The 23,668-nt window shown below is 66.6% G+C and carries 17 protein-coding genes, 1 tRNA gene, 1 pseudogene and 3 riboswitches; of the genes and pseudogenes, 12 read left to right on the top strand and 7 right to left on the bottom strand.

What is annotated here, in order from left to right; translation table 11 throughout:
- Window positions 1-1,496, top strand: a 1,496-nt coding sequence (locus ACGWYJ_RS32205) for a hypothetical protein (protein WP_395110209.1), incomplete at its 5' end; no start/stop codon positions are given.
- A 1,070-nt stretch (window positions 1,497-2,566) separates the two neighbouring features.
- Here ACGWYJ_RS32205 and ACGWYJ_RS32200 read toward each other — a convergent pair.
- Window positions 2,567-2,631, bottom strand: a tRNA-Lys gene (locus ACGWYJ_RS32200).
- A 789-nt stretch (window positions 2,632-3,420) separates the two neighbouring features.
- Between ACGWYJ_RS32200 and ACGWYJ_RS32195 the strand changes: the two genes are divergently transcribed.
- Together ACGWYJ_RS32195 and ACGWYJ_RS32190 are read left to right on the top strand one after the other, a co-directional pair.
- Window positions 3,421-4,377: a hypothetical protein gene (locus tag ACGWYJ_RS32195; protein WP_395110208.1), complete on the top strand. Its 957-nt coding sequence runs from the start codon at window positions 3,421-3,423 to the stop codon at window positions 4,375-4,377.
- Between the two features lie 216 nt (window positions 4,378-4,593).
- The gene (locus ACGWYJ_RS32190) at window positions 4,594-5,646 is read left to right on the top strand and encodes a hypothetical protein (RefSeq protein WP_395110207.1); all 1,053 of its coding nucleotides are present in this window, start codon (window positions 4,594-4,596) and stop codon (window positions 5,644-5,646) included.
- A 110-nt stretch (window positions 5,647-5,756) separates the two neighbouring features.
- Here the strand turns inward: ACGWYJ_RS32190 and ACGWYJ_RS32185 are convergent, their stop codons facing one another.
- Window positions 5,757-6,704: a hypothetical protein gene (locus ACGWYJ_RS32185; protein WP_395110206.1), complete on the bottom strand. Its 948-nt coding sequence runs from the start codon at window positions 6,702-6,704 to the stop codon at window positions 5,757-5,759.
- Between the two features lie 502 nt (window positions 6,705-7,206).
- On the opposite strand from ACGWYJ_RS32185, the gene ACGWYJ_RS32180 reads away from it, so the two are divergent.
- Together ACGWYJ_RS32180 and ACGWYJ_RS32175 are read left to right on the top strand one after the other, a co-directional pair.
- Entirely contained in the window at window positions 7,207-8,766 is a 1,560-nt protein-coding gene (locus tag ACGWYJ_RS32180; protein ID WP_395110205.1) for an LVIVD repeat-containing protein, read from the top strand.
- A 338-nt stretch (window positions 8,767-9,104) separates the two neighbouring features.
- A complete protein-coding gene (locus tag ACGWYJ_RS32175; protein WP_395110204.1) occupies window positions 9,105-10,979 on the top strand; it encodes a PA domain-containing protein in 1,875 nt (624 codons plus the stop codon).
- A gap of 76 nt (window positions 10,980-11,055) precedes the next feature.
- Here the strand turns inward: ACGWYJ_RS32175 and ACGWYJ_RS32170 are convergent, their stop codons facing one another.
- Together ACGWYJ_RS32170 and ACGWYJ_RS32165 are read right to left on the bottom strand one after the other, a co-directional pair.
- Window positions 11,056-12,495: an MFS transporter gene (locus tag ACGWYJ_RS32170; protein ID WP_395110203.1), complete on the bottom strand. Its 1,440-nt coding sequence runs from the start codon at window positions 12,493-12,495 to the stop codon at window positions 11,056-11,058.
- Between the two features lie 221 nt (window positions 12,496-12,716).
- Window positions 12,717-13,577 (bottom strand): CHAP domain-containing protein, encoded by an 861-nt coding sequence (locus ACGWYJ_RS32165; RefSeq protein WP_395110202.1) that lies wholly within the window; start codon window positions 13,575-13,577, stop codon window positions 12,717-12,719.
- A gap of 13 nt (window positions 13,578-13,590) precedes the next feature.
- A riboswitch (cyclic di-AMP (ydaO/yuaA leader) is annotated at window positions 13,591-13,742 on the bottom strand.
- A gap of 614 nt (window positions 13,743-14,356) precedes the next feature.
- Between ACGWYJ_RS32165 and ACGWYJ_RS32160 the strand changes: the two genes are divergently transcribed.
- From ACGWYJ_RS32160 to ACGWYJ_RS32150, 3 genes and pseudogenes are all read left to right on the top strand, one after another.
- A complete protein-coding gene (locus tag ACGWYJ_RS32160) occupies window positions 14,357-14,962 on the top strand; it encodes a TetR/AcrR family transcriptional regulator (protein ID WP_395110201.1) in 606 nt (201 codons plus the stop codon).
- Between the two features lie 308 nt (window positions 14,963-15,270).
- Window positions 15,271-15,346, top strand: a riboswitch (cyclic di-AMP (ydaO/yuaA leader).
- A 24-nt stretch (window positions 15,347-15,370) separates the two neighbouring features.
- Window positions 15,371-16,135, top strand: a pseudogene (locus ACGWYJ_RS32155) (CHAP domain-containing protein); the annotation flags it as partial.
- Between the two features lie 162 nt (window positions 16,136-16,297).
- A complete protein-coding gene (locus tag ACGWYJ_RS32150; RefSeq protein ID WP_395110213.1) occupies window positions 16,298-17,221 on the top strand; it encodes a C40 family peptidase in 924 nt (307 codons plus the stop codon).
- Between the two features lie 52 nt (window positions 17,222-17,273).
- Here ACGWYJ_RS32150 and ACGWYJ_RS32145 read toward each other — a convergent pair whose 3' ends face one another.
- A complete protein-coding gene (locus ACGWYJ_RS32145) occupies window positions 17,274-17,771 on the bottom strand; it encodes a peptidoglycan recognition family protein (protein WP_395110200.1) in 498 nt (165 codons plus the stop codon).
- Window positions 17,772-18,379: 608 nt separating this feature from the next.
- Window positions 18,380-18,528: riboswitch (cyclic di-AMP (ydaO/yuaA leader) on the bottom strand.
- 297 nt (window positions 18,529-18,825) lie between these two features.
- Between ACGWYJ_RS32145 and ACGWYJ_RS32140 the strand changes: the two genes are divergently transcribed.
- Window positions 18,826-19,131 (top strand): metal-sensitive transcriptional regulator, encoded by a 306-nt coding sequence (locus ACGWYJ_RS32140; RefSeq protein WP_395110199.1) that lies wholly within the window; start codon window positions 18,826-18,828, stop codon window positions 19,129-19,131.
- A gap of 505 nt (window positions 19,132-19,636) precedes the next feature.
- Here the strand turns inward: ACGWYJ_RS32140 and ACGWYJ_RS32135 are convergent.
- On the bottom strand, window positions 19,637-20,422 hold the full coding sequence (locus ACGWYJ_RS32135; RefSeq protein ID WP_395110198.1) for an AraC family transcriptional regulator: 786 nt from the start codon (window positions 20,420-20,422) through the stop codon (window positions 19,637-19,639).
- 149 nt (window positions 20,423-20,571) lie between these two features.
- Here ACGWYJ_RS32135 and ACGWYJ_RS32130 point away from each other — a divergent pair, with 149 nt between their 5' ends.
- Window positions 20,572-22,044: an MFS transporter gene (locus ACGWYJ_RS32130; RefSeq protein ID WP_395110197.1), complete on the top strand. Its 1,473-nt coding sequence runs from the start codon at window positions 20,572-20,574 to the stop codon at window positions 22,042-22,044.
- A gap of 48 nt (window positions 22,045-22,092) precedes the next feature.
- On the opposite strand, the gene ACGWYJ_RS32125 is transcribed toward ACGWYJ_RS32130, so the two are convergent.
- Window positions 22,093-22,272 (bottom strand): hypothetical protein, encoded by a 180-nt coding sequence (locus ACGWYJ_RS32125; protein WP_395110196.1) that lies wholly within the window; start codon window positions 22,270-22,272, stop codon window positions 22,093-22,095.
- A 212-nt stretch (window positions 22,273-22,484) separates the two neighbouring features.
- On the opposite strand from ACGWYJ_RS32125, the gene ACGWYJ_RS32120 reads away from it, so the two are divergent.
- Complete coding sequence (locus tag ACGWYJ_RS32120) at window positions 22,485-22,691, top strand: heavy-metal-associated domain-containing protein (protein ID WP_395110195.1); 207 nt, start codon at window positions 22,485-22,487, stop codon at window positions 22,689-22,691.
- A gap of 1 nt (window position 22,692) precedes the next feature.
- Window positions 22,693-23,655, top strand: a complete 963-nt coding sequence (locus ACGWYJ_RS32115; protein ID WP_395110194.1) for a hypothetical protein — start codon at window positions 22,693-22,695, stop codon at window positions 23,653-23,655.
- The last annotated feature ends 13 nt before the right edge of the window (window positions 23,656-23,668 follow it).

Genomic DNA, 23,668 nt, shown 5'->3' with positions numbered 1-23,668 from the left:
AGGATTTGCTGCACCTAGCGGCGGTCCACGCTCCTCAAGCACTCGCGCTGCGGGTCAGTCAACTCGTCCCTGCCACGCTGCGATTGGGCCGGCAGCCCATGGTGCTTAATGCCCTTGGTCCGACTTTGGTCCCAGCGCTGCGCGAAGTCATGGAACGCTTGCTAGAAACCCTCTCGGCGCAACTGGAGATCGTCCCGCGAGCCGCTGGTGCAACGCTTTTGGAGATACCACAGAACGATGAGGCGCAAGCGGCAGCGGTGCGCACCTGGCATAGCCTTCTCCGTATGCTGCTGACAACGGCCAGCGATGTCGTGTTCAACCTTGTGGACTCCGTCGTCAGCAGCGCGCTGGCCGATCAGCAGTATCGCGTGCTGGTGGCGCAATCTTTGCTGGTCACGGATCCCGAGACGCACTGGCCTCGCGTCCGAACTCTCATGGCAGAGGACAACGAGTTCGGGCGTCGCGTGGCCCGGGCGTGCGCGGAGACCCACGTGACACCGCTCGTGCAAGAGGGCCTCGACGAGTCGGGTGTGGCCGACCTCTACCTATCCCTCAGCGCGCTGTTCGTCCCGGAGGATGATCCAGAACCGCAGTACGGCGTGGGTTGGATCAGCCCTGATGACCAAGCACGGAAATGGCGTGATGATCAGCTCCGCGAACTGAGCCGCCTAGGTACGGCGGATGCGGTCCGACAGCTGCGTCGCCTCGCGGCTCGCTACCCGAATCGCATCGCTGTTGCGGCGGCCCTCGTCGCTGCGGCACGACAGTATGCGATCATGAATTGGGCCTTGGTGCGAGTGGAGGACGTCATACAGGTCCTGCGGGATCCATCACGGCGCCTTGTGCACTCGAGCGCCGCCTTTCTGGACGCAGTCATGGAAGTTCTTGAAACGATCGGTGAGGAGCTTCCACCCCATGGCGAGCTCCTCTGGGACCGTATTCCCGGCAAGCGTCCGGGGAAAGCAGCTCCGACCGGTACGGACAGCGAGGCGCGCCCAGATGTCTGGCGGCCGAAGCCGGAAGCCGCCCTCTGCGCCTACCTCGCCCACGAACTCAACCTTCGTATGGCCGGTGATCGAATCGCCGTTAACCGAGAAGTCCTGATCCAACCCAACGACGCGTACGGGGCGGGCGATCGCACTGACATCCTGCTGGAAGCCTTCCCCTCACCGCAGCACGGTCCGAGCGCCACGCCCGTGAAACTCGTGGTCGAGGTCAAGGGCTCGTGGAACGCAGATCTCATGACTTCGCAGGATGAACAATTGGTGAGCAGGTACTTGCCTGAAGTAGGAGCCGACGCAGGAATTTATATTGTCGGCTGGTATCCAATCGAGCTCTGGGACGCACCAGATTACCGAAGATCAACAGCAAGAAAGCACACCATTGAAGCGCTGCGTACCGATTTGGACAGCCAGGCGGCCAACCTTTCCCTAGTACGAGGCGCGCATATCCGAACCACCGTAATCACCATCCCGCGTCCGCATAAGCAACGGTGAGCACACCGCCATCGTGCTGGCGGGCGACACGACGGGTGAGGCCGCCGCGTTCGGGGACCCGCTCATCGATATTCTGCCGGATTGCTGGGCGCCGACCACTCGTCACCTTCACAACTTGGCGCACCCGGCGGGCAACAACCGACCTTGAACGGGAGCCGCCCCCTCGCCAGCCACATCCCGCGCCAGACGGACGGCCTCGACCAGGGAGGTGCCGATGCCGCACATCGGATCGACCACCAGATGCCAGCCGGTTCTGCGCCGTCTTGACGAGCGTCCGGTCATCGGCAGCGCTGGACGATCTCACTGCGACGTCATCGACAGGTGGTGAGCTCGGTTGGCGGCAGAAGAGTTCGACCTGTTCGCTGCTGTGCTCGCGAACGTGTCGCCGCTTCTGACAGAGTTTCGGTCCCTGTCGTGATCGCTGCACCACAGCCAGGTGGCTGAGGTGGGTGACCTGCTCTCCGAGCGCCTACTGCGGCATCACTACCTCTCTGAGGTTCGTGAACGATCGGGCGGCCGGAGCCACCGCCGAGACATTGCCGAGTGGGTAGCTGTCTTTGGGCTTTGGTGGCGCAGGAGGCTAGCGACTTGATCGATCGCTGTGGTGGGCCGACTGATTGATGTCCAGCCCTCGGTGCGTGCCCGGGTCGATCGGACGGCCTCGACGCCGTTGAGCGCGGCCAGTAAGGCGGGTGACGCATCTTGGCGGACGGTGACCCCAGGCGCGGCTGGCGTTGAGGCGGACGAACTGGCTGATCTGGCCGGGTTCAGCGGCCCGAGTCGATTCTGTTGCGTGGCCTTGATGAGGCTCTGGTTTCGATGGAAGGCCGCTTTGCAGAGCCGATCTGCTCCTTCGTGGCTTCTCGAACGGCACAGCTCACTGGTGCAGCGGAGCGGACTTCGCGCCGTGGGCGGGTGTCCGGTTTGGGGTGGATGGGGCCGGCGGTCAGGGTCATGATCGTCCCCGGTCCGACCCCGCGAGCTCGCAGCGAGCAGGCAGGGGGACGAAGTGGAGCGTAGCGGGTGGGGGACGTACCGGGGCGAACTCGTGTTTGGCCAGGTCACGCGGGTGGGTCGCGTGGGACTCGAACCCACAACCTACGGATTAAAAGTCCGGAGCTCTCGTGTCAGAGCAGTGCTCTCAGTGTCAGTCTGTGCCGCTCTGTCCGGGTCCAGCCAGGTTTTCGTGTCGGCCTGTGCCACGGCGTGCCATCCTGTACCGATGCCGCCGAGCGAACAACGAGCGAACATGGCCCGCACTCTGTGGACAGGCTCGACGTTGAGCTTCTCATGTGCTCCGGAGATTTGCCGTCAAGGACGAACCACAACGCCGAGTTGGTGAACTCTTTGGTTGGGTGGCACGAGTGACCGCTCTCCGCATAGCGGCCCCTGCGTCCGTCACGCATACGGGGTGCACACCCGTGGCGCCATGGAGGCCGTCGACGAGTTGACGCTCCTGGTCCGGGACCGCGATGACAAGTTCACCGCGGTGCTGAGGACGGGCAGGTTCTGGAGTACGGCACGGGATAAGGGGTGGCCACTGGCCTACTGGTCACCCCAGATACCGTCTGCCGTGTTCATCGAGAGTACGCCCGGGCAGCGGAGCTTGGTCGCGTGTGCGAGGTGGGAGGACGTCGCATCCGGTCAGTCCTATCTGAGCTATGTCATGAGCGTGGCGTGCTCAGGTCATGAATCTCTCAGGAAGGTGTGGCGGGCTGGGGAGCCGAGGACGGGTCGTGGACACTTACGGGCAGGGAATCTCCGGGCGGCGTGGACGCCTCGTCCCGGTGGCCGACCCGGCTTGGTCACCTCACGGACCCTAAGGGCTCCGCCCTACCACGAGCCTCGTCAGACACCTGACCGCAGTGAAGCGCTTGCTTCTCCGATGTGCGCCGAGCCGGGCGGCGGAACCGGGGAGTCCTGCATGCTTCGTTCTCAGCGTGAACGCCGTGTCCGTACTCGCACCACCTACACGGGCGAGCCGATCTCCACTGCGGGCCGTCATCTCGCCCGTATGGGCGAGGATGAGCCGCCCATCCCGGCAGCCGCTGAAGAGCAGGCCGCGCTGGAGACGCGGCTGCTGGCCAAGTGGGGTTACACCGAGTACCGAGCTTGGGACGTGCCATTCGACCGATCCGCAGACCGCCGCCGGAAGGCGTATCCGCCCTTCGGGTTCAGGTACGTCGTCCCCCTGACGAACGAGTTGCAGATCAGCGTGCATCCCGACCTGCTGCCGCAGTTCATCGACCGCGTGCTTCCATCAGTCGACCCTGATTCTGGAGAAGTCTGGGGGATCCCGGGCCTGCGAGCTCGCGTGCACAACCGCTACGTGCTGCTGGCCCGCCCCGGCATGGACGCCCGGATCAAGATCTGGGTCCGTCGGACACACTGGGACAACGCGGTGGCTCGTGCGCTTCAGGGCCTCGAACTCGACATGGTCGCGTGGCTGACGCGCCCCGACGAATGGACTCTGGAAGAGACCCTTTTCATCGAGCGTTATGGGCACCTCTACGACTACCGAGTGGTCGGCAATGCGTTCATCTCTGGGTTGTTGCGGCGCTGCCATGCGCTGCACGGCCAGGTGTACACGCGGTACTGGCACCTGTGGATGGACAGTGTTGTCAAACTCGAGTGGGCAGGTGGCCTCACCCATCGAGTCGTGATCGACCGTCTCCAAGACCCCGACTTCGGTCTCCAGGCGGCCTTGGAGGACGAGACCTGGCAGTGCCGTTGCGAAGAGACCGAGGGAGACCGCCGCAACCCCTGCTACTGGGCCACACTGATCGACCACAGCGGACTGGAGCTCGATCTCCGGCGCCATCCAATCGGTATCTGGGAGGAAACGACCGACTCCCGGTGGCATGACGGCGGCGAGGGATAGGCGTGGTCGGTGTGTCGCGCTCCCAGGGCGGTTGATGGAGTGCCAAGGTTGGTCTTGGCGCTGCGGGCGCCGTGCCCGGTGACAGAGCCCGGCCTCTGGTCACAGGAAGGCAGAAGAGTTCGTCGTCCCGCGTTCCCACCATCGAGATCAGCAGAGCCACGCGTAGGTGGTTCCTTGACACGCGTCTTGGCCGGGCGACGCAGTCGGGGGACAGCCATGCCCAGCTTCACGCGCCTGCAGAAGATGGCCCGGGATCGTCAGAAGGTCACCGGCGAGGAGTACCAAACCGCCCTTCAAGAACTACGGACCCACGTGCCGAACCCTGCCCTCATCCCGAGGGCGGCAGTCGGCCAGGCCGGGTTCGAGGCCAGCCTGCTCGACCTGCTCGGCCAAATCGACATCTCACTGTGGCCGACCGGCACACCAGCCTGGGGATTCACCAGGCTCACGCCCCGCCTCAACGAACTTGTGGCCGAGTTCGATAGACGATGTTTGATCGACTTCATCAAAGAGATCATGCCCTGCGATGGGGGAGACGCACAGGTCTACGGCTACCCCGGGCTCCGCATCGAGAAGGCCGGCAACGGTGTAGCGCTCCTTCGCCCGGGGCCGCCGGGCAGGCTCATCCTGCGTGTCTCCTGGTCCGACTGGAACAAGGCCGCAGCGATCGCACGTCAGGAACTCGCCGAGGACCACGAAGGGCAACCGCCCGCCCCGTTCTGGGTGGAGCGGCCGCAGGACTGGCACCCGAGAGAGCGCGCCTATGTCGCCCAATGGCCAGGGCGTCATGACAGCACCGGCCCGTTCTACCGGAACGCCAGTCCGCTTTCGGTGCTCTTGCGTCACCTGATCGTGTGGAACGGCGGCACGAACCTCGACTACATCAAGTTGTGGACCAACGGTGCCATGCACGACGGCCACGCCTACCCGATCCACTTCGCGTGGGCCAACGGCCCGACGCACCCACAGATACTGGCACTGCTTCAAGATCCGATCTTCTGTCGAGATGAACAACTCGGTCGGCTCATGTCGCGGTGCCGCTGCTACCAGGGCGCCTGCTGGCTGACCCTGCGGCTTGCAACCGGCAACAAGCTGTTCTTGCGCCGCGACACCGAGCCCGTGCGGCTGACTACGACCAAACTCCCTGACAGAGAGCACTACCGCCGACGCCTGCAACGCCGGGCGGCCTTCTGCGCTGACCACGGCCTACCGGGACCATTCGATAACCCGACTTCACCAACCAGGAAACACGGGACGTTCTGGCGATGAGGGGGTGGCGCCTCGACCATGTCCACGCAGGCGGTTCGGGCTTGGCCGCCCACGGCTTATCGATTTCGCAGAACATCGCGAATCTGCCAGCCTTCATCACCCAAGGGGAGTCAACGCCGGAACGGCCGACGGCCGTCACGCGCTTCCCTGTTGTTGAAAGGGACGAACCAAGCGGAAGGGCGATAATCGCCCATCCCTATCTCGCGGTTGAGGTCATCATCAGGATCTTCGATGCCGTCCAGTTCCAGGTCGAATAGAGCCAGGATGTCGTTGTCCTGCGAGAGAACCTCACCCGTCATGCCCCAGTCCAGGTCATCTCGGTGCTTGGGCAACTCCGACAGGCTCTGCTGCCACTCAGCCCAATCGTCCTCCAAAACAGCAGGTGCTTCCTGCAGCATCAGGTGCAGAGCCATCTCTTCACCTGGACAGGTGGGGTGGGGCCACCGCCCCGTCTCGATGTCATCCACCAGATCGTCGAAAGCGCGGGCTGCTTGACGGCGCCACACCGCATCCTGGCGCCATGTGATCGCCGGATACTGAGCAAAGATCCTCCATTGGTTTGGATCCGACACCGGGTCGTCGCCGTGCTCCTCGACATCGTCGAATGCTTGGTCGGCCAGGGTTTCACCCGCCACCCACAACGTCGCGGCCGTACGCGGTGTCAACTGGAACCCCGAGCAGGTTTCGCAAGTCCCTTTACCACAACGGCATACTGGAAAGAGAGCAGTGAAGTCGGGTAGTGATAGTGGCGAGGTCTCGTTATCGGTCTCGTATTGATCGGCTTCATCTACCTCGTACGTCGTGCTCACCACGCGTGTGCCCGGCAGGGCGACCGTAACCGCGCCTGCCTCGGCGAGGCGGGCCAGGCCTGCTGTCAGCTTCTCATTCGTCCCTTTGATGATCGGCCGCGATGGGTCGCCCACGTGACGGTCCTCGGCGTCCTCGGGGGAGCCGCTCGTCGAATCGATGGCCTGCTCGAGCGTTGCTTGATCAATTATTTCTAGATCAATCTCAACGGTAAGGAGCATCCGGGACTGGCTGGGGTCTTGATCGGTCACTTGCTAAGATTACAACCCCACTCCTGAAAAAAGGTGTCGAGCGGTCGAGGCCGTAGAGTCATTTCTGGCCTATCTACCTCGGACCCGTCCCCTCGGAGGTTCTGCCGCTAGTTGAATTACCCTGGCCACTCAGGGGCAGAGTGAGGAGTGCCGGTGGTGTGTATCGGCGATGCGCGGATCCGGACGTCGGCCGGGGGAGCCAGCTGATGGTGGCCGAGTAGTTGCGGAGCCGTTGGGCGACTTGCAGTCGACGGAGGTGTCGGTCGCGCACATGGAAGAGATGTGCGTGGTCATCGTTCGAAGGCACCAGCAGGCTGGGCGGGCGGCTGAGGGCCGCCACGCTGGCCCGGATCCGCGCCGTTCCGCGTGCGGCACTGGGGGATCCATGTGGCCGGATCGGGACTCGGCGGGCATATCGACGTGGATCAATCTCCGACATAGTGTCGGAGCTCGCCGCCCTGCCGGGGGGAGGGTGTCCAACCAGCGTTGATTGGAGGCCCCGATGCGCCGTTCGTTGCGCCTGCTGCTCGCGGGTGTCGCCGCCACCGTCATGGTGGCCTCAGGGTTACCCGCCGCCGCGGACCCGGGGGAGGACCACAGTCACGAGAGTCATAGCGGGCCGCCGGAGCTGCCGCCCTTCACCGGCCCGTCGTCGGAGAACATGACGTTGAAGGCCAATTCCGACAAGGACGGGGTGGTCAACTCCGACCTGGCGTTCTGGGGGAACCTGGCGTTCGCCGGGAACTACAACGGCTTCCGGATCCTGGACATCTCCAATCCCAGGAGCCCGAAGGTCCTGTCGGACTACTTCTGCCATGGTCCGCAGAACGATGTGTCGGTGTGGAAGGTCGGCCGCCGGTTGGTCCTGTTCCAGTCCGTCGACCGGGCGCAGAGCAAGGCCGACTGTGACGGTACGGCGGCGGGGTCCAGCGTGGACACGCCTCTGATCACCACGGGCCCTGACGCGGGGCGTGCCACGTTCGGGTTCGAGGGGATCCGGATGTTCGACGTCACCGACCCGCGCAACCCCAGGTTCCTGGACGCGATGCCGACCGCCTGCGGGTCGCACACGCATACGTTGATCCCTGAGCCGCGTAGGCAGCGCCTGCATCTGTACGTGTCGTCGTATCCGCTGGGTAGTGGGGTGACTCCCGGTTCCTTCACCGGGCCGGGCCCGCGTTGCGCCTCGCCGCATCAGAAGATCTCCATCGTGACCGTGCCGTTCCGCGATGTCCGGGATTGGTCGGTACGGGAGAAGGCGCTCAGCGATGACACCGACGTCTATCCGGGTACGGTGCCCGGCGATCCGCTCAATCCGCCGTTCAAGGCCTGCCATGACATCCAGGTGCTCATGAAGCGGAACATCGCGGTGGGCTCGTGCGCCGGCGACACCCAGATCTGGGACATCTCCAACCCAGCCAATCCGACGACCGGCAACGGGGAGCGGCACACGCATGTGCGCAGCCCGTCGGCCCAGGACCGGTTCGAGTTCATGCATTCGGCGGTCATCACCTGGGACGGCAAGTACTTCGCCACCATGGACGAGACCGGCGGTGGCGGCACCGCCGAATGCGACGGGTCGGCCGAGGAGAAGGGCGGCCAGAGCGAGAACGGCTTCTACTACTTCTACAAGCTGGTCAGGCCCGGGGACCCGGCTCCAGCGCTGCTGTCGCGGTACATGATCCCGCGTCCCCAGGGCGCGCAGATCTGCGTCTCGCACAACGCCAACGTCATCCCGGTGCCGCACCGGTACGTGATGGTCGCCGCGTACTACCAGGGCGGCAACTCGATCGTCGACTTCACCGACCCGCGCAACCCGACCGAGATCGCCTACAGCGACCCGGAGGACACCACGGTCGGAGCGGCCGACTCCTGGTCGACGTACTGGTACAACAACCACGTCTACGCCAACGGCGGCCTCAACCGCCGGGGAGCCACCGCCAACCGCGGTCTGGACGTCTTCACCGTGACCGACGATCGGGGCAGGCCGCTACGGGCTCGGCTGTGGCACCACTCCAACCCGCAGACCCAGGAGGTCTTCCAGGGGTGGGGTGCCCACTGACCGACGACCCCAGCAGATGATCCACTGACCCGAGGGCGGAGCCGGTGGCCGTGCGGTGCGCGGCCACCGGCTCCGCCTTTTCGGCGGTGGGTGCTCCTTGGAAATTGGTACTCCGGCGTTGAAGCGGAAATGCCAAGAAACCAATCCATCGACCTGATGGCCGAATTTGGCCGACCGAATTCCATCGGTCCTACAGCTCGTAGGAGACGAATTGCTTACGATTTGATGAGTGCAATCCATGAAGGGCCGAATTGCGGCTTACCTTAGCGCCGCCACCTCCCCTTTCGGGTGGCGATCGTCTCTGGCCGGACGATCGGCCAGACGGCTGCAGGAGGAACATGCGCATCATCCGTAACCGGGTCGCCGCGACCTTCGTCGTGACGGCGACCCTTGCCGCGACGGCCCTGACCGGGACAGGTCTGGCTCATGACGGCGCCTCCAGTGACGACGGCGGGATCGACAACGCGAAGGTCACCCACGATCACCATCAGCACGGGGGTGAGAGCGGGCATCTGCCTGCCGGCAGTGAGAACGTCCGGCTGGTCAGCAAGCTGGGGCTGAAGAACGTGGTGCCCGAGAAGATCGCCGACGTCGGGGTCTTCAACGGCTACGCCTACCTGGCCTCGTGGGGCGATGTGACGTGCAAGTACAACGGGGTGCACGTCGTGGACGTCCGCACCCCCGCCGCGCCGAAGGAGGTCGCCTTCATCCAGGCCAAGGAGGGCAGCTACCCGGGCGAGGGCATCCAGTCGCTGCACATCGACACGCCTGCGTTCAACGGCGACGTCCTTGTCAGCAACAACGAGGTCTGCAAGCCGGCCGCCGGGTTCGGCGGTATGAACATCTACGACGTCAGCAACCCCGACCACCCGACGCCGCTGGCCGAGGGCGTCGGCGACCACACGGTGACGGGCCAGGGCAAGAAGGACGCCAACGAGATCCACAGCGTCTTCGCTTGGGATGCCGGCGACAAGGCCTATGCCGTCATCGTGGACAACGAAGAAGGGCCCGACGCCGACATCGTCGACATCACCGACCCGAAGAAGGCCAGGGTCATCGCCGAGTACGACCTCGACGAGCGGTTCCCGCAGATCGTCCAGAACGCGCCCGCCAACCTCACCGAGATCTTCCACCACGATGTGGTCGTGAAGCAGATCGGCGGCAGGCAGGTCATGCTGGTGTCCTACTGGGACGCCGGCTACGTCAAGCTCGATGTGACCGACCCTCGCAACGCCACCTACATCGGTGACACCGACTTCGCCAACCCCGACCCCGAAGCGGCCGAGAGCGGGCTGAACGTCCCACCGGAGGGCAATGGCCACCAGTCGGAGTTCACCCTCGACAACCGGTACGTCATCGCCGCCGACGAGGACTTCGGACCGTTCGGTGTGGGCGGGCGGAACGTCGACGATGGCACCACGATCGTGGCGTCCCAGGGCAGCAACACCCGGCCGCTGGCCGACGGACAGACGATCACGGGTCAGGCCGTCTTCGCCGGGCAGGCGTGCGACACCGATCCGGCGGTTCCCGCGGGCGACCCGAACATCGTCGACATCGCGGTCGTCGAGCGCGGCGTGTGCGACTTCACCGTCAAGGTCGCCAACGTCATCGCCGCCGGCGGGTACGACGCCGTGCTGATCTTCAATCGCACCGGAACCGACGCGTGCGACCAGACGCTCGGCATGAGCGTCGAGGGTGACATTCCCACCTTCGGCGTCGCGCCGCGCGGACAGGGCTTCGCCATCTTCGACCAGCCCTACAACAACGCCGACTGCCTGGCCGGTACGGGTCCGGGCGCCCTTCCGGTGGCGCTAGGCACCAAGGGCGACACCCTCACCTTCTCCTCCTTCTTCGACGGCTGGGGGTACGTCCACCTGTACCGCAACGAGGCGGGCAAGATGACCGAGCTGGACACCTACGCCCTGCCTCAGGCCCACGATCCGGCGTTCGCCACCGGTTCGGGCGACCTGTCCGTGCACGAGGTGGCCACTTCGCGGAAGCGGGCTGATCTGGCGTACTTCTCGTACTACGCCGGAGGCTTCCGGGTCACCAAGATCGTGAACGACAGGATCGTCGAGGTCGGACACTTCATCGACCAGGGAGGCAACAACTTCTGGGGAGTCGACGTCTTCCAGTCCGGCGGCAAGGAGTATGTCGCCGCCTCCGACCGTGACCACGGGCTCTACATCTTCGAGTACACCGGCTCCCAGTAGCGCAGTGCCCGGCGGTCCCTTGGTGGTCGCTCCCGATACTCGGCAGCGACCACCAAGGGGCACCGAATCGTGGTGTTCAGTGGGCGTGCGGGGTGCCGGTCATCTGGGGTTTGCCGGGTGGGACCATCGCGAACGCGAGGGCGGTGGTCACCGCGGCCGCGATGGCGGTGGCGGTGAAGGCGTCGGTGAAGCCGTTGATGGACGGGGCGTCGGTCAGGCCGGCGGCGGCGAGCGTGGAGGCGGTCGCCACGCCGATCGCGCCGCCGAGTTCGTGGAAGGTGTTGATGACCCCGGAGGCCAGCCCTTCCTCGCCGTGGTGGACGTAGGCCAGCGCTGACGTGGTGGCGGTGACGAAGACCGGGCCGACTCCGGCGGCGGCGATGACCAGGCCCGGCAGCAATCCGAGCAGGACGTTCCCGTCCACGGGGAGCTGGGTGAGCAGCGCGGTGCCGATCGCGACCAGGGCCAGTCCGGTGGCGGCGACGGGGCGGGTGCCGATGCGGCTGACGAGCCGTCCGGCCAGGTGCGCCCCGGCGCCGGTGGCCAGCGCTGCGGGCAGGAACATCAGGCCGGTCTCCAGCGCGCTGAGCTGGCGCAGATGCTGCAGGTAGAGGGAGCCGAGGAAGAACAGCGAGATCAGCAGGCCGGACCCGGCGAGCATCAGGAAGGCTCCCACCGCCACGGGACGGCGCGTCAGCATTTCCACGTGCATCAGCGGCGAGCGCACCGCGCGTTCGATGAGGGCGAAGGCGCCGTACAGGATCACGGCGGCGGCCAGTGGCAGCAGCGTTCCGGCCGAACCCCAGCCGTTGTCGCCGGCTGTGACCAGGCCGTAGATGAGTGATCCGGTGGCGGCGGTGACGGCCAGCGCGCCCAGCACGTCGATCCGCGGACGCGCGCCGTGCGGGGTGTGGGTGGCCGGGACCGTCGCGGGGAGGGCGGCCAGGACGGCGAGGCCGACCGGCACGTTGACGAAGAACACCCAGCGCCATCCCGGACCGGCCGTGAGGGCGCCGCCGATCAGCACTCCGGCCGCGAATCCGATGCCGCCCAGTCCCGCCCACACGCCGAGCGCCTTGTTGCGTTCCTCGCCGTGAAAGGTGGTGGTGATGGTCGACAGGGCGGCGGGAGACAGCAGTGCTGCGCCGATGCCCTGGGCGATGCGGCCGCCGATCAGGAGAGTCGAGTTCTGGGCCAGGCCGGTGGCCAGCGAGGCGAGGGTGAACGTGGCCAGGCCGATGAGCATGAGGCGGCGTGCGCCGAAGAGGTCGGCGAGGCGTCCGCCCAGCAGCATCAGCCCGCCGAAGAACAGCGTGTAGGCGGTCACGGCCCAGGTGAGGGTCGTCCTGCCCAGCTCCAGGTCTGTGCCGATCTGGGGGAGCGCGACGTTCACGACGGTGACGTCGAGGATCAGCATGAACTGGGCGACGCTGATCAGGGTGAGCGCCGTCCAGCGACGCGGGTGAGGTTCGTTGGGAACGGTCTTGCCATGCGCGGTGGGGGAGGGGTGAGACATCCTTGTCCCCTTAACTCGAACAGGTCTGTTCGGCTTACGCTACCCCGTGGGGGTAATAAGTCAAACAGGTGTGTTCATGTTCTTCGTTCGCCGCGAGGCGCGGAAGTGGGGTCGACGAGCCGGAGGGCTTAGAAAGCAGTGCGCCCCGCCACCGATATTGGTGGCGGGGCGCACTGGGTGGTTCTCAACGCGCTGGTTGGACGGGCCGCGCGTTGTGGGTCTTACTTGCGGTACTCGGGGTAGCCGTAGCCGACGACCTCGGAGTTGTCCCGGATCCGCTTCTCCACGGCGTCGTTGGAGTTGCCCTCGATGGTGCTGATGGTGCCGTCGCCGTTGACCTTGTCGACCAGGCCGACGTGCTCGATGGAGCCGATGCTCTTGTCACCATCGAAGTTGAAGAACACCACGGCGCCGGGGCGGGCCTTGGTGCCCCAGCGGTCGTTGTCCTTGAACCACTCGGCGTGGGAGACGGTGTAGGCGTCGGCGCCCATGCCCCTGGCACCGGTCTGCTCACCGACCCAGGAGATGAACATGTCGCACCACTGGGCACCCTTGTAGTCGGAGACGCTTCCGCCGTCGCGCTCGGCGGTGCGCTGGGCGGCGTCGCTGCTGATGTACCACTTGTGGAACTTGGTGTTGCCGTCCTTGCCCTCGGTGATGCCGACCTGGTCCTTGGCCAGCTCGATCACATCATTGGCAGCGGCGGCGGACCTGACGGTCGAGGACTCGGCCGCGTTCGCCTCCTTGCCGGCGAACTCCTTGGTGGCCTTGGTCTCGGTCTTCTCCGCGAGCCGCTCGCCCTTCTCGGGCAGCTGCTCGGGGCGGAGGCCGGCGGCCTCGCCGGCGTTGCCTGCGCCGACGGCCTGCCCGGCCACGGCGGCGGTGGTGGTCACCTCTTGCGGGCCGGCGTCGGCGAGCGCGGCGGCGGCCGAGCCGAAGGTCAGCGCGCCCAGGGCGGCGGCACCCACCGCACCGGCGGCGGCGCGTCCGCGCAGGGACAGGGTCTGGCTGGTCAGGTAGGTGGTGCGCTCGCGGGCAGAGGCGAGCAGGGTCGTATACGAGAGGTTCTCACGGAACGACAAGGCAGGGGTCTCCTGATTCCTTCCAGGCCGCCTACCGGGTTAGCTGTCGGATTCGGGCGTGGAAGTCGCCCTACGGCACACGCCAGGCGTGCGCCGATTCACCCCAGAAAGTTGGGTCCCCGGCTCCAGGCGCCCAGGCCTGCGGGCCGTGGGCGCTGAAAGGACTCGGCGGTCCGGCGGCCAGGCAGGCCGCCGGCATGCGATCAGATGGATGACGGTTCGCGGGGGGTCATGGTCTCCGCACACGCGACCGTGGAGGGGGCGTCCCTTGAGGGGTTCGCCCCCGTCCGTATCGGCGACGCATGGGGTGCGTCACCAGATGGGGACAGACAGTATCAAACATCCAGCTCAGGGCAAATCCTGGGCAAACGCACTGTCCGAGGTACAAAAACCCGTCCTAGGGGGCATCTATTCCGGTTCTGGCCGGTCTCCCCTCGCTGCGGTGGCCGAGACTGGCGCGAAAGGGCGGTGGGCAGGGCGTATCGAACGGCCATGCAGGCACCCGCCTGCGCGCCATTGGGCGCAACGATGACCGCCACGCCCGCCCGACGCGGCTTTTTGCGGGGATGCCGGGGATACCGGGGATGAGACCCTTGATCGTGACCTTTGAGGCCGAAGTGAAACTTGGGGCAAAAGGGGACAGGTTCGGCATGGTGACGAGGGTCCTCAGCCTGGATCGGCCGATCCCGGTGAGGCTCCTCCTGCGCGCTGGGGGAAGGTGAGAGTCTCCCACTCGTTAACTCAAACAGGCCTGTTCGGGTTCTTGTTAGGATGCGCTCATGGCGCAGGGTGCGGACGTGCGGGGGCGGCGAGCCGGAGAGCGCAGGCGGGCGGATGCGGAGCGGAATCTCGCGGCGATCGTCTCCGCGGCCACCGAGTGCTTCGCCCGCGATCCGGACATCAGTATGAGCGACATCGCCAAGGCGGCCGACGTGGCCCGGGTCACTCTGTACGGGCACTTCGCCTCCCGTGAGGACCTGCTAAGAGCGGTCCTGGCCGCGTCCATCGCCGAGGGCACGAACGTCGTCGAGGAGGCCGCGCCCGCGCAGGGGCCGCCGGCCGAGGCGTTCGCCCGGCTGATCCGCACCTGCTGGCCGCTGCTCAACCGATTCGGCAGCCTGCACACCGCCGCGCAGCACGCCCTCACCGCCGAGGAGGTGCGGCGCTACCACGACGAGCCGATGGCCCACGTGGAACGCCTTATCGTCCGAGGCCGGGAAGCTGGGGTCTTCCGCGCTGACCTCCCCGTCGACTGGCTGGTGACCACGGTTTACTCGTTGCTGCATGCGGCCGCCGACGAGGCCGCCGCCGGACGGATGATTGCGGAGAGCGTGGGCGAGATTCTGGAGAAGACCTTGCTCGGCGTGCTCATGCCGGTCCGGTGAGGTCTGCCTGCGGCGCCAGGCCGTTGGTGAGGTCAAGAACCGCATCAACGTGCCACCCTGACTCAGTAGAAGAGCCCAGGTGGGGGCAAACCGTACTTTAGTGAACGAAAGAGATCTTCCTGCATGCGGAGGCAGCAGTGCGCTGCTCATGCCCGCGGCGACGTACGCGTACCTCGTCCCGGTCAGGCGGTCCATTCCATCGTAGTTTGGCTCGTGATCTACCTCCGCCCGGGAGGTCGAGCCACCCGCCGAGTCCTGTCGGCACGTGCCATGCAGCTCTCCCTTTGCCGCCTACCTGCCGGGGGAGCCGGGGACCCATGTTCCTGAGGTGAATCCGCCCATGCGCGGTAGGGCTCTCCTGGCCCGAACCCGTCAGCTAACCCGAAGCAGGACGCATGGGGCACCAAGCCCGAACCGGGCGCGCTGGTGTTCTTCGCATGGTCCGGCTCGAAGGATCTCGACGCCATCCAGCACGTCGGGATCGTGGAGAAGGTGAACGGCTCCACCATCCGCACCATCGAGGCCAACACCGACGGCATTCACCTCAAGCGCAAGACCCGCGACACCGACTCCGTGGTGGGGTACGGCTACCCAGGCAAGGTGAAGGTCGTCGGCAAGGAGTTGCCGTCGGAGCGGCCCGCGACGAATCGTGACTACTTGCCCAAGCACGCTGCACAGGCACCTGGGATTCAAGGCGTCAAGCCCGAGCCGGTGGGCGAACTGACCGTCACATGTCATGCCGAGCCGGCCAAGCCGGATACACCGGTGGTAACGCAGGATACCGTCCTGGGCGGGCTGGTAGGAGTCGCAGTGGTCGGCGCCGTCGCGGTCTCAGCGGGCAAGGCCGCCGCGGCACGCGTACCCACCGAGGCGCCGGTGCGCATCCGCAAGCGCGGCAAACACCACCGCATGCCCGTCTCCCTGCCGGTCGACATGACGACAGGCGATCTCGACGAGGCCGAGGCGAGGACGATCCCCATGCCGACGATCAGCGCGGACGTCGCAGCGGAGGCCGAGGACCAGGAGTTCTGGAGCAGGATCTCCACTCTCGCCGACGACCAGGAACTGGCCTTCTGGGACTCGCTGCACGCAGAGCTGGGTCCGCTGGCCACCTCTCGACGGTCGTCGGGCGCCGGGGACTCACTGCCGAACGGGGTCGAGCAGCCGATGTGAGACCTGGGGCCGGCCCGCTGACCGCCTTAACGTCGTTTCGGGCGACCCGGGAAAATGCAGGTCAGCTACCGACTTCTTGCACGATGCCACCTAGTACTAGGGCTTGTAGTAGCTTGTCCTCGATCAAGGCAGGGGAAGGCTGAGGAGGACCTCGTGCATCGGATGCCGGTACGCGCCGCGGTGATGGTCTTCATCGCCGGATCAGGTCTGCTCACGACTGGGGCCGTCCAGGCGGCGCCCGCTCCGGATCCGGAGAAGCTGGGGCGTCAGGCCGAGATCCTCACCGAGCAGTACAACGGGAAGCGCCTTGCGCTGAAGAAGGCGCGCCTGGCCCAGCGTGCTGCGGAACGGCAGGCGCAACAGGCTGGTGCCGAGTACGAGACGGCACGTCTCAAGGCCGGGGCCCTGGCCGCCTCGCAGTACATGATGCCCGGAGCGGAGTCCGAGGTCTCCCTCTTCACCGGGGACGACGTCCAAGCGGCGCTGGACCAGTCGGCGGCCTCCCGCTACCTGGCCGCGCAGCAAGTCCAGCAGCTGCGCCAGCTGGCGCTCACCCGGATGCGATACGAGCGCAGTGCCGGCGCCGCTCGCGCACGCACCGCCGAGATCCAGAAGCTCACCAAGGACCTGGCCGCCAAGAAGGCCAAGATCGAGAAACTGATCAGCAAGATCCCGGCGTCGCGCGGCGGGACGGGCGGGGCACCGCCGGTGTCGTCACCGGCATCCGGAAAGGCCGCGGTCGTCGTGAACGCCGCCCTGTCACGCGTGGGCAAGCCGTACGTGTACGGCGCGGCAGGCCCGAACTCCTTCGACTGCTCAGGCCTGATGCTCTGGGCGTACGCCAAGGTTGGCATGAGCCTGCCGCACTACACCGGCGCGCAGTACAACATGGGGACACGCATCTCGTCCCGCGGTCAGGTACAGCCGGGTGACATCCTGTTCTTCTATCCGGACCTGGGCCACAACGGCATGTACATCGGCAACGGCAAGATGGTCCACGCCCCCCGCTCCGGCAAGAATGTCGAGGTCGTGGATCTCGCCCAGTACTGGTGGGGACAGTTCAGCGGCGCCTCACGGCTGCTCTGAACCTGCGAAGCCGACACCACTGGCTCCGGCATACCGAACGGATGGTCTCGCCCTAGCCGAGCAGCTTGGGAACGGCCTTCTCGACCTCGTTACTGAAGCGGGGCAGGGTGGGGGCGAACTTGTCGCCGCAGCAGTCGGTGTCGTTGAACTTGCGGTGCGGGACGATGGCCTTCTGCGGGTCCAGGTCGTACTGGACGCACAGCCACGCGCACATGCGTACCAGGGACGAGAGCAGCTTCCGGGGCGGCAGCACGGTGTTGTAAGTACCTTCGCATTCGATGCCCACCGAGTAGTCGTTGGCCTCGCGAGCGTGCGTCCCAATAACGAAGTCGCCCTTGCGAGCTGCCGTGAGGCTGCCGTGGCGTCCCTCGAGGATGTGGCCACCGCGGCTGATGGTGAAGTGCTGGCCGGTGTCGGGCCAGCCCTGGTCGTTCATATGGGCGTTCTGAATCCCGCGAGCCAGGAGTTCCGCACGGGCGAGCGAGTAGTCGTCGACGTTGGGCGTGGAGGTGTGGTGGATCACGATATAGCGGGGAGCGTGGGAGACCACGGTCGCCTTGCGCCCAGGTTCGCGTGCTCCCCAGTCCTCAGTCGTGTGGACCAGCGGAGCCGCGGCAGCCGAACCCCGGCGTTGTCGGGAAGCGCGGGGCCAGTCTTCCCCGGAGGCATCGTTCGAAGCCATGCCAGCCCGTTGCACGCTTCTCTCGGTCGACGGGCCCAGAGCCCCCGCCATGCCGAAAGCTGCTCCAGTTGCGAGGACGCCGCTGCCAATCAGGACGGCCCGACGGGAGAGAGGGGAAACAGAAGGGTCGGCGTCGCGGTGCTTACCGTTGTAGTTCATGAGGCCTCTTTCGAGCGCTGGACCTTGGGCGCTGCCGAAGAATCGAGCAGGCCGAAGGGCAGGCGGTATCCGCCGCCTGTGGTGAAGTCGTGAATTGCGCGAAGGCGCGCGTGAAGCACTGAGTTGAGGCGCTCAGGCCGCGACTAAGGGAGGTAGCGTCGGGGGTTCGGGTGCATGCCTGAGCGCACTGAAGTCAGTTCGCAGGGGAAGAAAGAAGCTGGATTCCGCTACCGCGCGGTGATGCGATCAGGGCGCTGTCCGCAGCCGATGCGGGCGTCCACGGTGGCCACTACTTCGGTGAACGTGCTCGGGCATGGCTCTCCTCTCCTTGACTGCCGACCGGGTTAGCTGACGGGTTCGGACCAGGAGAAGGCCCTACCGCGACCACGGGATCGCGGACTCACCCCGGAAATTGGATCCCCGGCTTCCAGGCGTCGGGCGCCATGGAATTAGGCGTTCGGCCATCCATCGCCATGTGGGATGGTGGCCGGGCTACTATGGAAGATAGGAGATGAGGTGGGGGTTTGCCAAATCCTTCCAGGTAAAATCCAAAAGCGATCTACCTATGGGTGGGGTGGCGAGCGTTCCGGCCTGCGATGCCCTGGCGTGCGCTGCAGGAGCCATGCCGGTAGGTCCCCGCCTGCTCATGTGATGCTGGTGCGCTGCTCGACCGCCAATGGTGGGGCGATGCGGCGGAGAGTGTGAGAGCAGCCGGCTGATCGGCACATCTATACCCCATGGGGGTTGGGGTAGGCTGGGTGGTATGACGATGCCGAACAGTTCCGCGCCGACGCGTGGTTACAGCGCCACCAAGGATCAGCTGCAGAACCGGCTGCGGCGTCTTGAGGGGCAGGTGCGTGGCGTGCAGTCGATGGTCGAGCAGGACCGGTACTGCATCGACGTGCTCACCCAGATCTCCGCGATCCAGGCCGCCCTGGACAAGGTCGCCCTCGGACTCTTGGACGATCACGTCGGTCACTGCATGAAGGATGCGCAGACGGAGGGCAGGGAAGGCGAGGCCAGGGAGGAGATGATGGCCGCCGTCGGGCGCCTGATGCGCCGCGGCTAGTGCGCTGCCGATGAAGCCACAGCCCGCTGAGCGGCCCGAATCCGGCAAGGTCGGCTGCCGCGCCAGGCTGGGCGCCGCAGCCGGCCCCGCTCCCCCGGGCCATCGGAGGACATCGCTGATCACCTACATTGCGTAGGTGCTGGAGACCGTTCCAGTCCTTCGCGGAGCGCATGAGTTGACTATGGAGTTCGAGATGAGCACGCACGACCAGCACGTCAACCGCTGGATGATCGGCCGAGGCAAGGGCCACGCGGTCGTCCACCAGTACCACCACTGAGCGCCCGACGAACTCCCCGGGACGGCCAGACCGCGCCCGGCCGGGTCGTCCCGCGGTGCGAGGGGGCACACGTGATTACCCGTCATGTTCGTTTGCTGGACAGCATGTAGGCCGGAGCGGGTCCGTGAGGTCCCGGGACGTCCGGCTGGCCGGTGAGCTGGTCAAACTGTGCTGGTTCGCCTCGGCCGTCATTTTCAGGCAAGGCCGTGCACCGACCTATTGCCCGCACTAACGATAGACGTCGGGAACGGCGTCTCCGTTGAGGTAGCGCCCAGGTGAGGTGCCGACGGTTCGGCGGAACGCCGCGAGGAAAGCGCTCGGGGTCGCGTACCCCACGGCGTGCGCGGTTTGCGACACCGTACGGCCTTCTGCAAGGAGGGGCAGGGCGGCTCGCAGCCGCATGTGGGTGCGCCAGCGGTCGAAGCTCAGCCCCGTGTCGCGGACGAACAGCCGGGTCAGGGTGCGTCGGCTCACTCCGATAGAGCGTGCGTGGGCTTCAAGGCTCCGCGGGTCCGAAGGGTCGGCGAGCAGGGCGTCGGCCACGGCGCGCACGCGTTCGTCCACGGGAAGCGGGACATCGATCGGCAGGGCAGGCAAAGGGTGCAACAGGTCCGGCACAACGGCCTCGGCCCGCAGCCGCGCGTCATCGGGGAGGTCCTCGCGGGCGAGGTAGCCGATCAGGTGGGCCAGGAGCCCGTCGACGCCGACCGCTGTGGGCTCCGCCCAATCCAGAGCGCACCGCTCCGGATCGAGGTAGAGGCTGCACAGCACCGCGTCGCGGGTCGCGCCGGTGCGGTGGACGACTCCCGCCGGCAACCACAGGGCCCGGGTGGGCGGAAGGACCCAGTACGAGTCGGCGACGGCGATGCTGAGCACACCGCTGCGCGTCCACGCCAGCTGGTGGTGCGTGTGGCTGTGCGGGGAGATCCACTGCCCGGACGCCAGCGGGAACTGGCCGACAACGATCACCCCCGCCCAGGTCGGGACGGCGGACTCGACGGCCTCGATGAGCATGCGTTCCAGGGTATGTCCTCAAAGCGATATGACCTGGCCTCATCGCGGATTGTGGCCAGCCCGGTCGGCGCATAGCCTCGTCGGGTGCTGATCGATCCTTGGCCTCACCGCTGGACGAACGTGCCACTCCCACCGACGGGACGCCGGTCATGACGCCGGTGTCCGGCGCGGTCACCGGCCGTCGCCGGGCCACGCTGGTCGTGCTGTGCTTCGTGCAGTTCATGCTGGTCCTGGACGACACCGTGGTGAGCGTCGCCCTCCCAAGCCTCCGCGACGACCTGGGCTTCAGCGACGCGGGGCTGGCCTGGGTCGTCAACGCCTACTACCTGGCCTTCGGCGGGCTGTTGTTGCTGGCCGGCCGCGTGGCCGACCTGCTCGGCCGGCGCCGCGTCTTCCTCATCGGGGTGGCGCTGTTCGGCATGGCGAGTCTGGGATGCGGGCTCGCCCAGCAGCCCTGGCAGCTCGTGGCCGGGCGGTTCGTCCAGGGCGCGGGCGCCGCCATGGCCAGCCCTGCCGCGCTGTCCATGATCACCCTGTTGTTCCCGGACACCGGGGAACGCGCCAGAGCACTGGGCCTCTGGGGTGCAATCGCGGGCCTGGGCGGCACCACGGGCCTGGTGATCTCCGGTGTGCTGACGGACCTGACCTCCTGGCGCTGGATCTTCCTGATCAACCTGCCCGTGGCGGCGGTGGCCCTCGCGCTGCTGCCTCGCTTGACCGCCGAAAGTCGCGCCGGCCGCCGGGCACGCGTGGACGTGCCCGGCGCCGTACTGGGCACCGCCGCTGTGGTGTCCCTGGTCTATGGCCTGCACCAGGCTGGGGAATCCGGTTGGGCAGACGCTGCCGCCATCGCTCCCCTGTTCCTGGCCGCCGTCCTGGCCGCCGTGTTCCTCCTGGCGGAGTCGCGGACGGCCCAGCCGCTGGTGCCGATGTCGTTTCTAGCCGATCGAACGCGTGCCGTCGCCAACGGCGCGACCTTGCTGTTCTCCGCGGCCTTCTATGCGATGGCCTTTCTGCTGATGATCCACCTGCAGACCGTGCTCGGATACGGTCCGTTCCAGGCTGGCGTCGGCTACCTGCCCTTCGGCGCCGGGATCCTTGTGGGCATGCGGCTTTCCGCCCACGCGATGATGAGGATGGGGGTGCGCCGGGCGCTGGTCCTGTCATTCCTGATCAGCTCGGCTGGGCTGCTGCTACTGTCCGGCGTGGCGGCGGGCGACCCGTACGTGGTGGGCGTGCTGCCGGGCCTGCTCGTCACGAGTCTGGGATGCGGGCTGAGCCTGCCGGTCTTGACGGCGGCCGCGGTCGCGGGCACCACCGAGGAGAACGCCGGTCTCGGCTCCGCCTTGTTCAGCTCCCTGCAACAGGTCGGCGGCGCGATGGGGGTGGCGGTACTAGTCACGCTGGCCGAACGTCACCATGACGCATCGGCCGGCCCCGCTCGTTCGGCGTCGGAGGGCTTCTCCTTCGCGCTGATCGTCGGCGCCGCCCTCCTCCTTCTCGGTGCCGTTCTCATCGCCGTCCTGCTCCGAACCCGCCCGGCCTCCGCGTCCGACCCCACCGCCCACCAGACTCCAGCACGTCACGAATCTGGCAGGGCGGAACAGGATCGCCGCATGTGAGGCCGTTGACCGTGCCCCTCCAGCACCTGCGGATCCCGCCCTAGACGATCATGATGACCTGACGGTCACGCAACTCCAGCCCACCCAGTTCGTCCCTCGGGTCAGGGCGCTCTTGGGCAGCGGCGGCAGGTTGTAGGGGAGGTGTGGTTCGGCATCGGTCAAGGCGAGGTCGCCGGTGTGTCCTTCGTCCCGCAGCGCCTGCGTCGCGCGGGCCTGCCGGGGATGCACTGACGACCACCATTCGGTCGAACGTCCTCACGATGCTGTCTGCCCTGGTCGAGTACGGATCGATCGTCCGGACTCACCCCGGCTCGTATGTCGTCAAGGCCGACGTGTTGGATAACCCCTAGGGGGTAGGGGTTGCAATCGGATCCTCCCCGTGGCACTATGGGGGCGATTGAGAGATACCCCCCAGGGGTAAGTATGAAGGAGACGAGCTGATGAGCACCGCCACCTACACGGTTTCTGGGATGACCTGCGCGCACTGCGTGAACTCGGTCAAGGAGGAGGTGGGCCAGGTCGCCGGTGTGAGCGACGTGGCTGTGCACCTGGCGACCGGCCAGGTGACCGTGACCAGTGAGGCTCCCCTCGACGAGGCCCAGGTTCGGGCGGCCGTCGAGGAGGCCGGATATGAACTGAAGGCGTGAAATGAACACCGCGACCAAGCTTGGCGCGTACGCCCTGGGCCTGGCCGCCGTCTTCGGTGGCGCCTTCGGGGTCGGTGAGATCGCCGGTCCCGTCGGCGCCACCACCGAGACGGCAAAGCACTCCGCCGGCGGGCATGCCACGACCGAGCAAGCCGGTGGGAACGCAGGCGGCGGTGCCTCAACCGCCGTGCCAGGAGGTCTGCAGGTGTCCCAGGACGGCTACACACTCAGTCCCAAGACCACCACGATCGAGCCCGGGAAGCGTACCGACTTCCGCTTCACGGTGGACGGTCCTGATGGCAAGCCGGTGACCCGGTACACGCTGCTGCACGGCAAGAAGTTGCACCTGATCATTGCTCGCCGCGACCTGTCGGGCTTCCAGCACGTCCACCCCACCGAGGCCGGTGGCGGCGTCTGGACGATCCCGCTCACGCTTGGCGACCCGGGTGCGTACCGGTTCTTTGCCGACGTCCAGCCTGAGGGCGTGAAGAAGCAGCTCACCCTGGGTACCGACGTCACTGCGCCGGGCGAGTACCGGCCGCGGGCGCTGCCGAAGGCCGAGCAGGTCGCCAAGGTGGACGGCTATGAGGTGAGGCTGGACGGGCAGCTCGTTCCTGGCCGGTCGAGCAAGGTCACGCTGACGGTGAGCAAGGACGGCCGGCCGGTCACCAATCTGGAACCGTACCTGGAGGCCTACGGTCACCTCGTCGCGCTGCGGGACCGCGATCTCGCCTACCTGCACGTCCACCCGGACGGCGAGCCGGGTGACGGCAAGACGAAGCCGGGTCCGTCGATCAGCTTCTTCGTCGAGGCCCCCAGCAGCGGCGCGTACCGGCTCTACCTGGACTTCCAGCACGAGGGGAAGGTCCGTACCGCCGAGTTCACCGCGCTGGCCGGCGGTGCCGTCCAGCCGTCCCAGGAGCCCTCCAAGGCCGAAGACGACCACGGCGAACACCCGCACTGACATCCCGCACGAC

The organism is Actinomadura sp. SCN-SB (genome assembly GCF_043906805.1).
GTDB lineage: Bacteria > Actinomycetota > Actinomycetes > Streptosporangiales > Streptosporangiaceae > Spirillospora.
The sequence above is the reverse complement of the archived record's forward strand: the minus strand, read 5'-3'. Positions and strand labels throughout refer to the sequence as shown.

Bases quoted from the DNA above. Each gene is read 5' to 3' on its own strand.
- ACGWYJ_RS32170 (WP_395110203.1), bottom strand. From the start codon at position 12,495: ATGTCTCACCCCTCCCCCACCGCGCATGGCAAGACCGTTCCCAACGAA.
- ACGWYJ_RS32120 (WP_395110195.1), top strand. From the start codon at position 22,485: ATGAGCACCGCCACCTACACGGTTTCTGGGATGACCTGCGCGCACTGC.
- ACGWYJ_RS32160 (WP_395110201.1), top strand. From the start codon at position 14,357: ATGGCGCAGGGTGCGGACGTGCGGGGGCGGCGAGCCGGAGAGCGCAGG.
- ACGWYJ_RS32190 (WP_395110207.1), top strand. From the start codon at position 4,594: ATGCCCAGCTTCACGCGCCTGCAGAAGATGGCCCGGGATCGTCAGAAG.
- ACGWYJ_RS32115 (WP_395110194.1), top strand. From the start codon at position 22,693: ATGAACACCGCGACCAAGCTTGGCGCGTACGCCCTGGGCCTGGCCGCC.
- ACGWYJ_RS32130 (WP_395110197.1), top strand. From the start codon at position 20,572: ATGACGCCGGTGTCCGGCGCGGTCACCGGCCGTCGCCGGGCCACGCTG.
- ACGWYJ_RS32140 (WP_395110199.1), top strand. From the start codon at position 18,826: ATGACGATGCCGAACAGTTCCGCGCCGACGCGTGGTTACAGCGCCACC.
- ACGWYJ_RS32150 (WP_395110213.1), top strand. From the start codon at position 16,298: ATGCCGGTACGCGCCGCGGTGATGGTCTTCATCGCCGGATCAGGTCTG.
- ACGWYJ_RS32180 (WP_395110205.1), top strand. From the start codon at position 7,207: ATGCGCCGTTCGTTGCGCCTGCTGCTCGCGGGTGTCGCCGCCACCGTC.
- ACGWYJ_RS32135 (WP_395110198.1), bottom strand. From the start codon at position 20,422: ATGCTCATCGAGGCCGTCGAGTCCGCCGTCCCGACCTGGGCGGGGGTG.
- ACGWYJ_RS32175 (WP_395110204.1), top strand. From the start codon at position 9,105: ATGCGCATCATCCGTAACCGGGTCGCCGCGACCTTCGTCGTGACGGCG.
- ACGWYJ_RS32195 (WP_395110208.1), top strand. From the start codon at position 3,421: ATGCTTCGTTCTCAGCGTGAACGCCGTGTCCGTACTCGCACCACCTAC.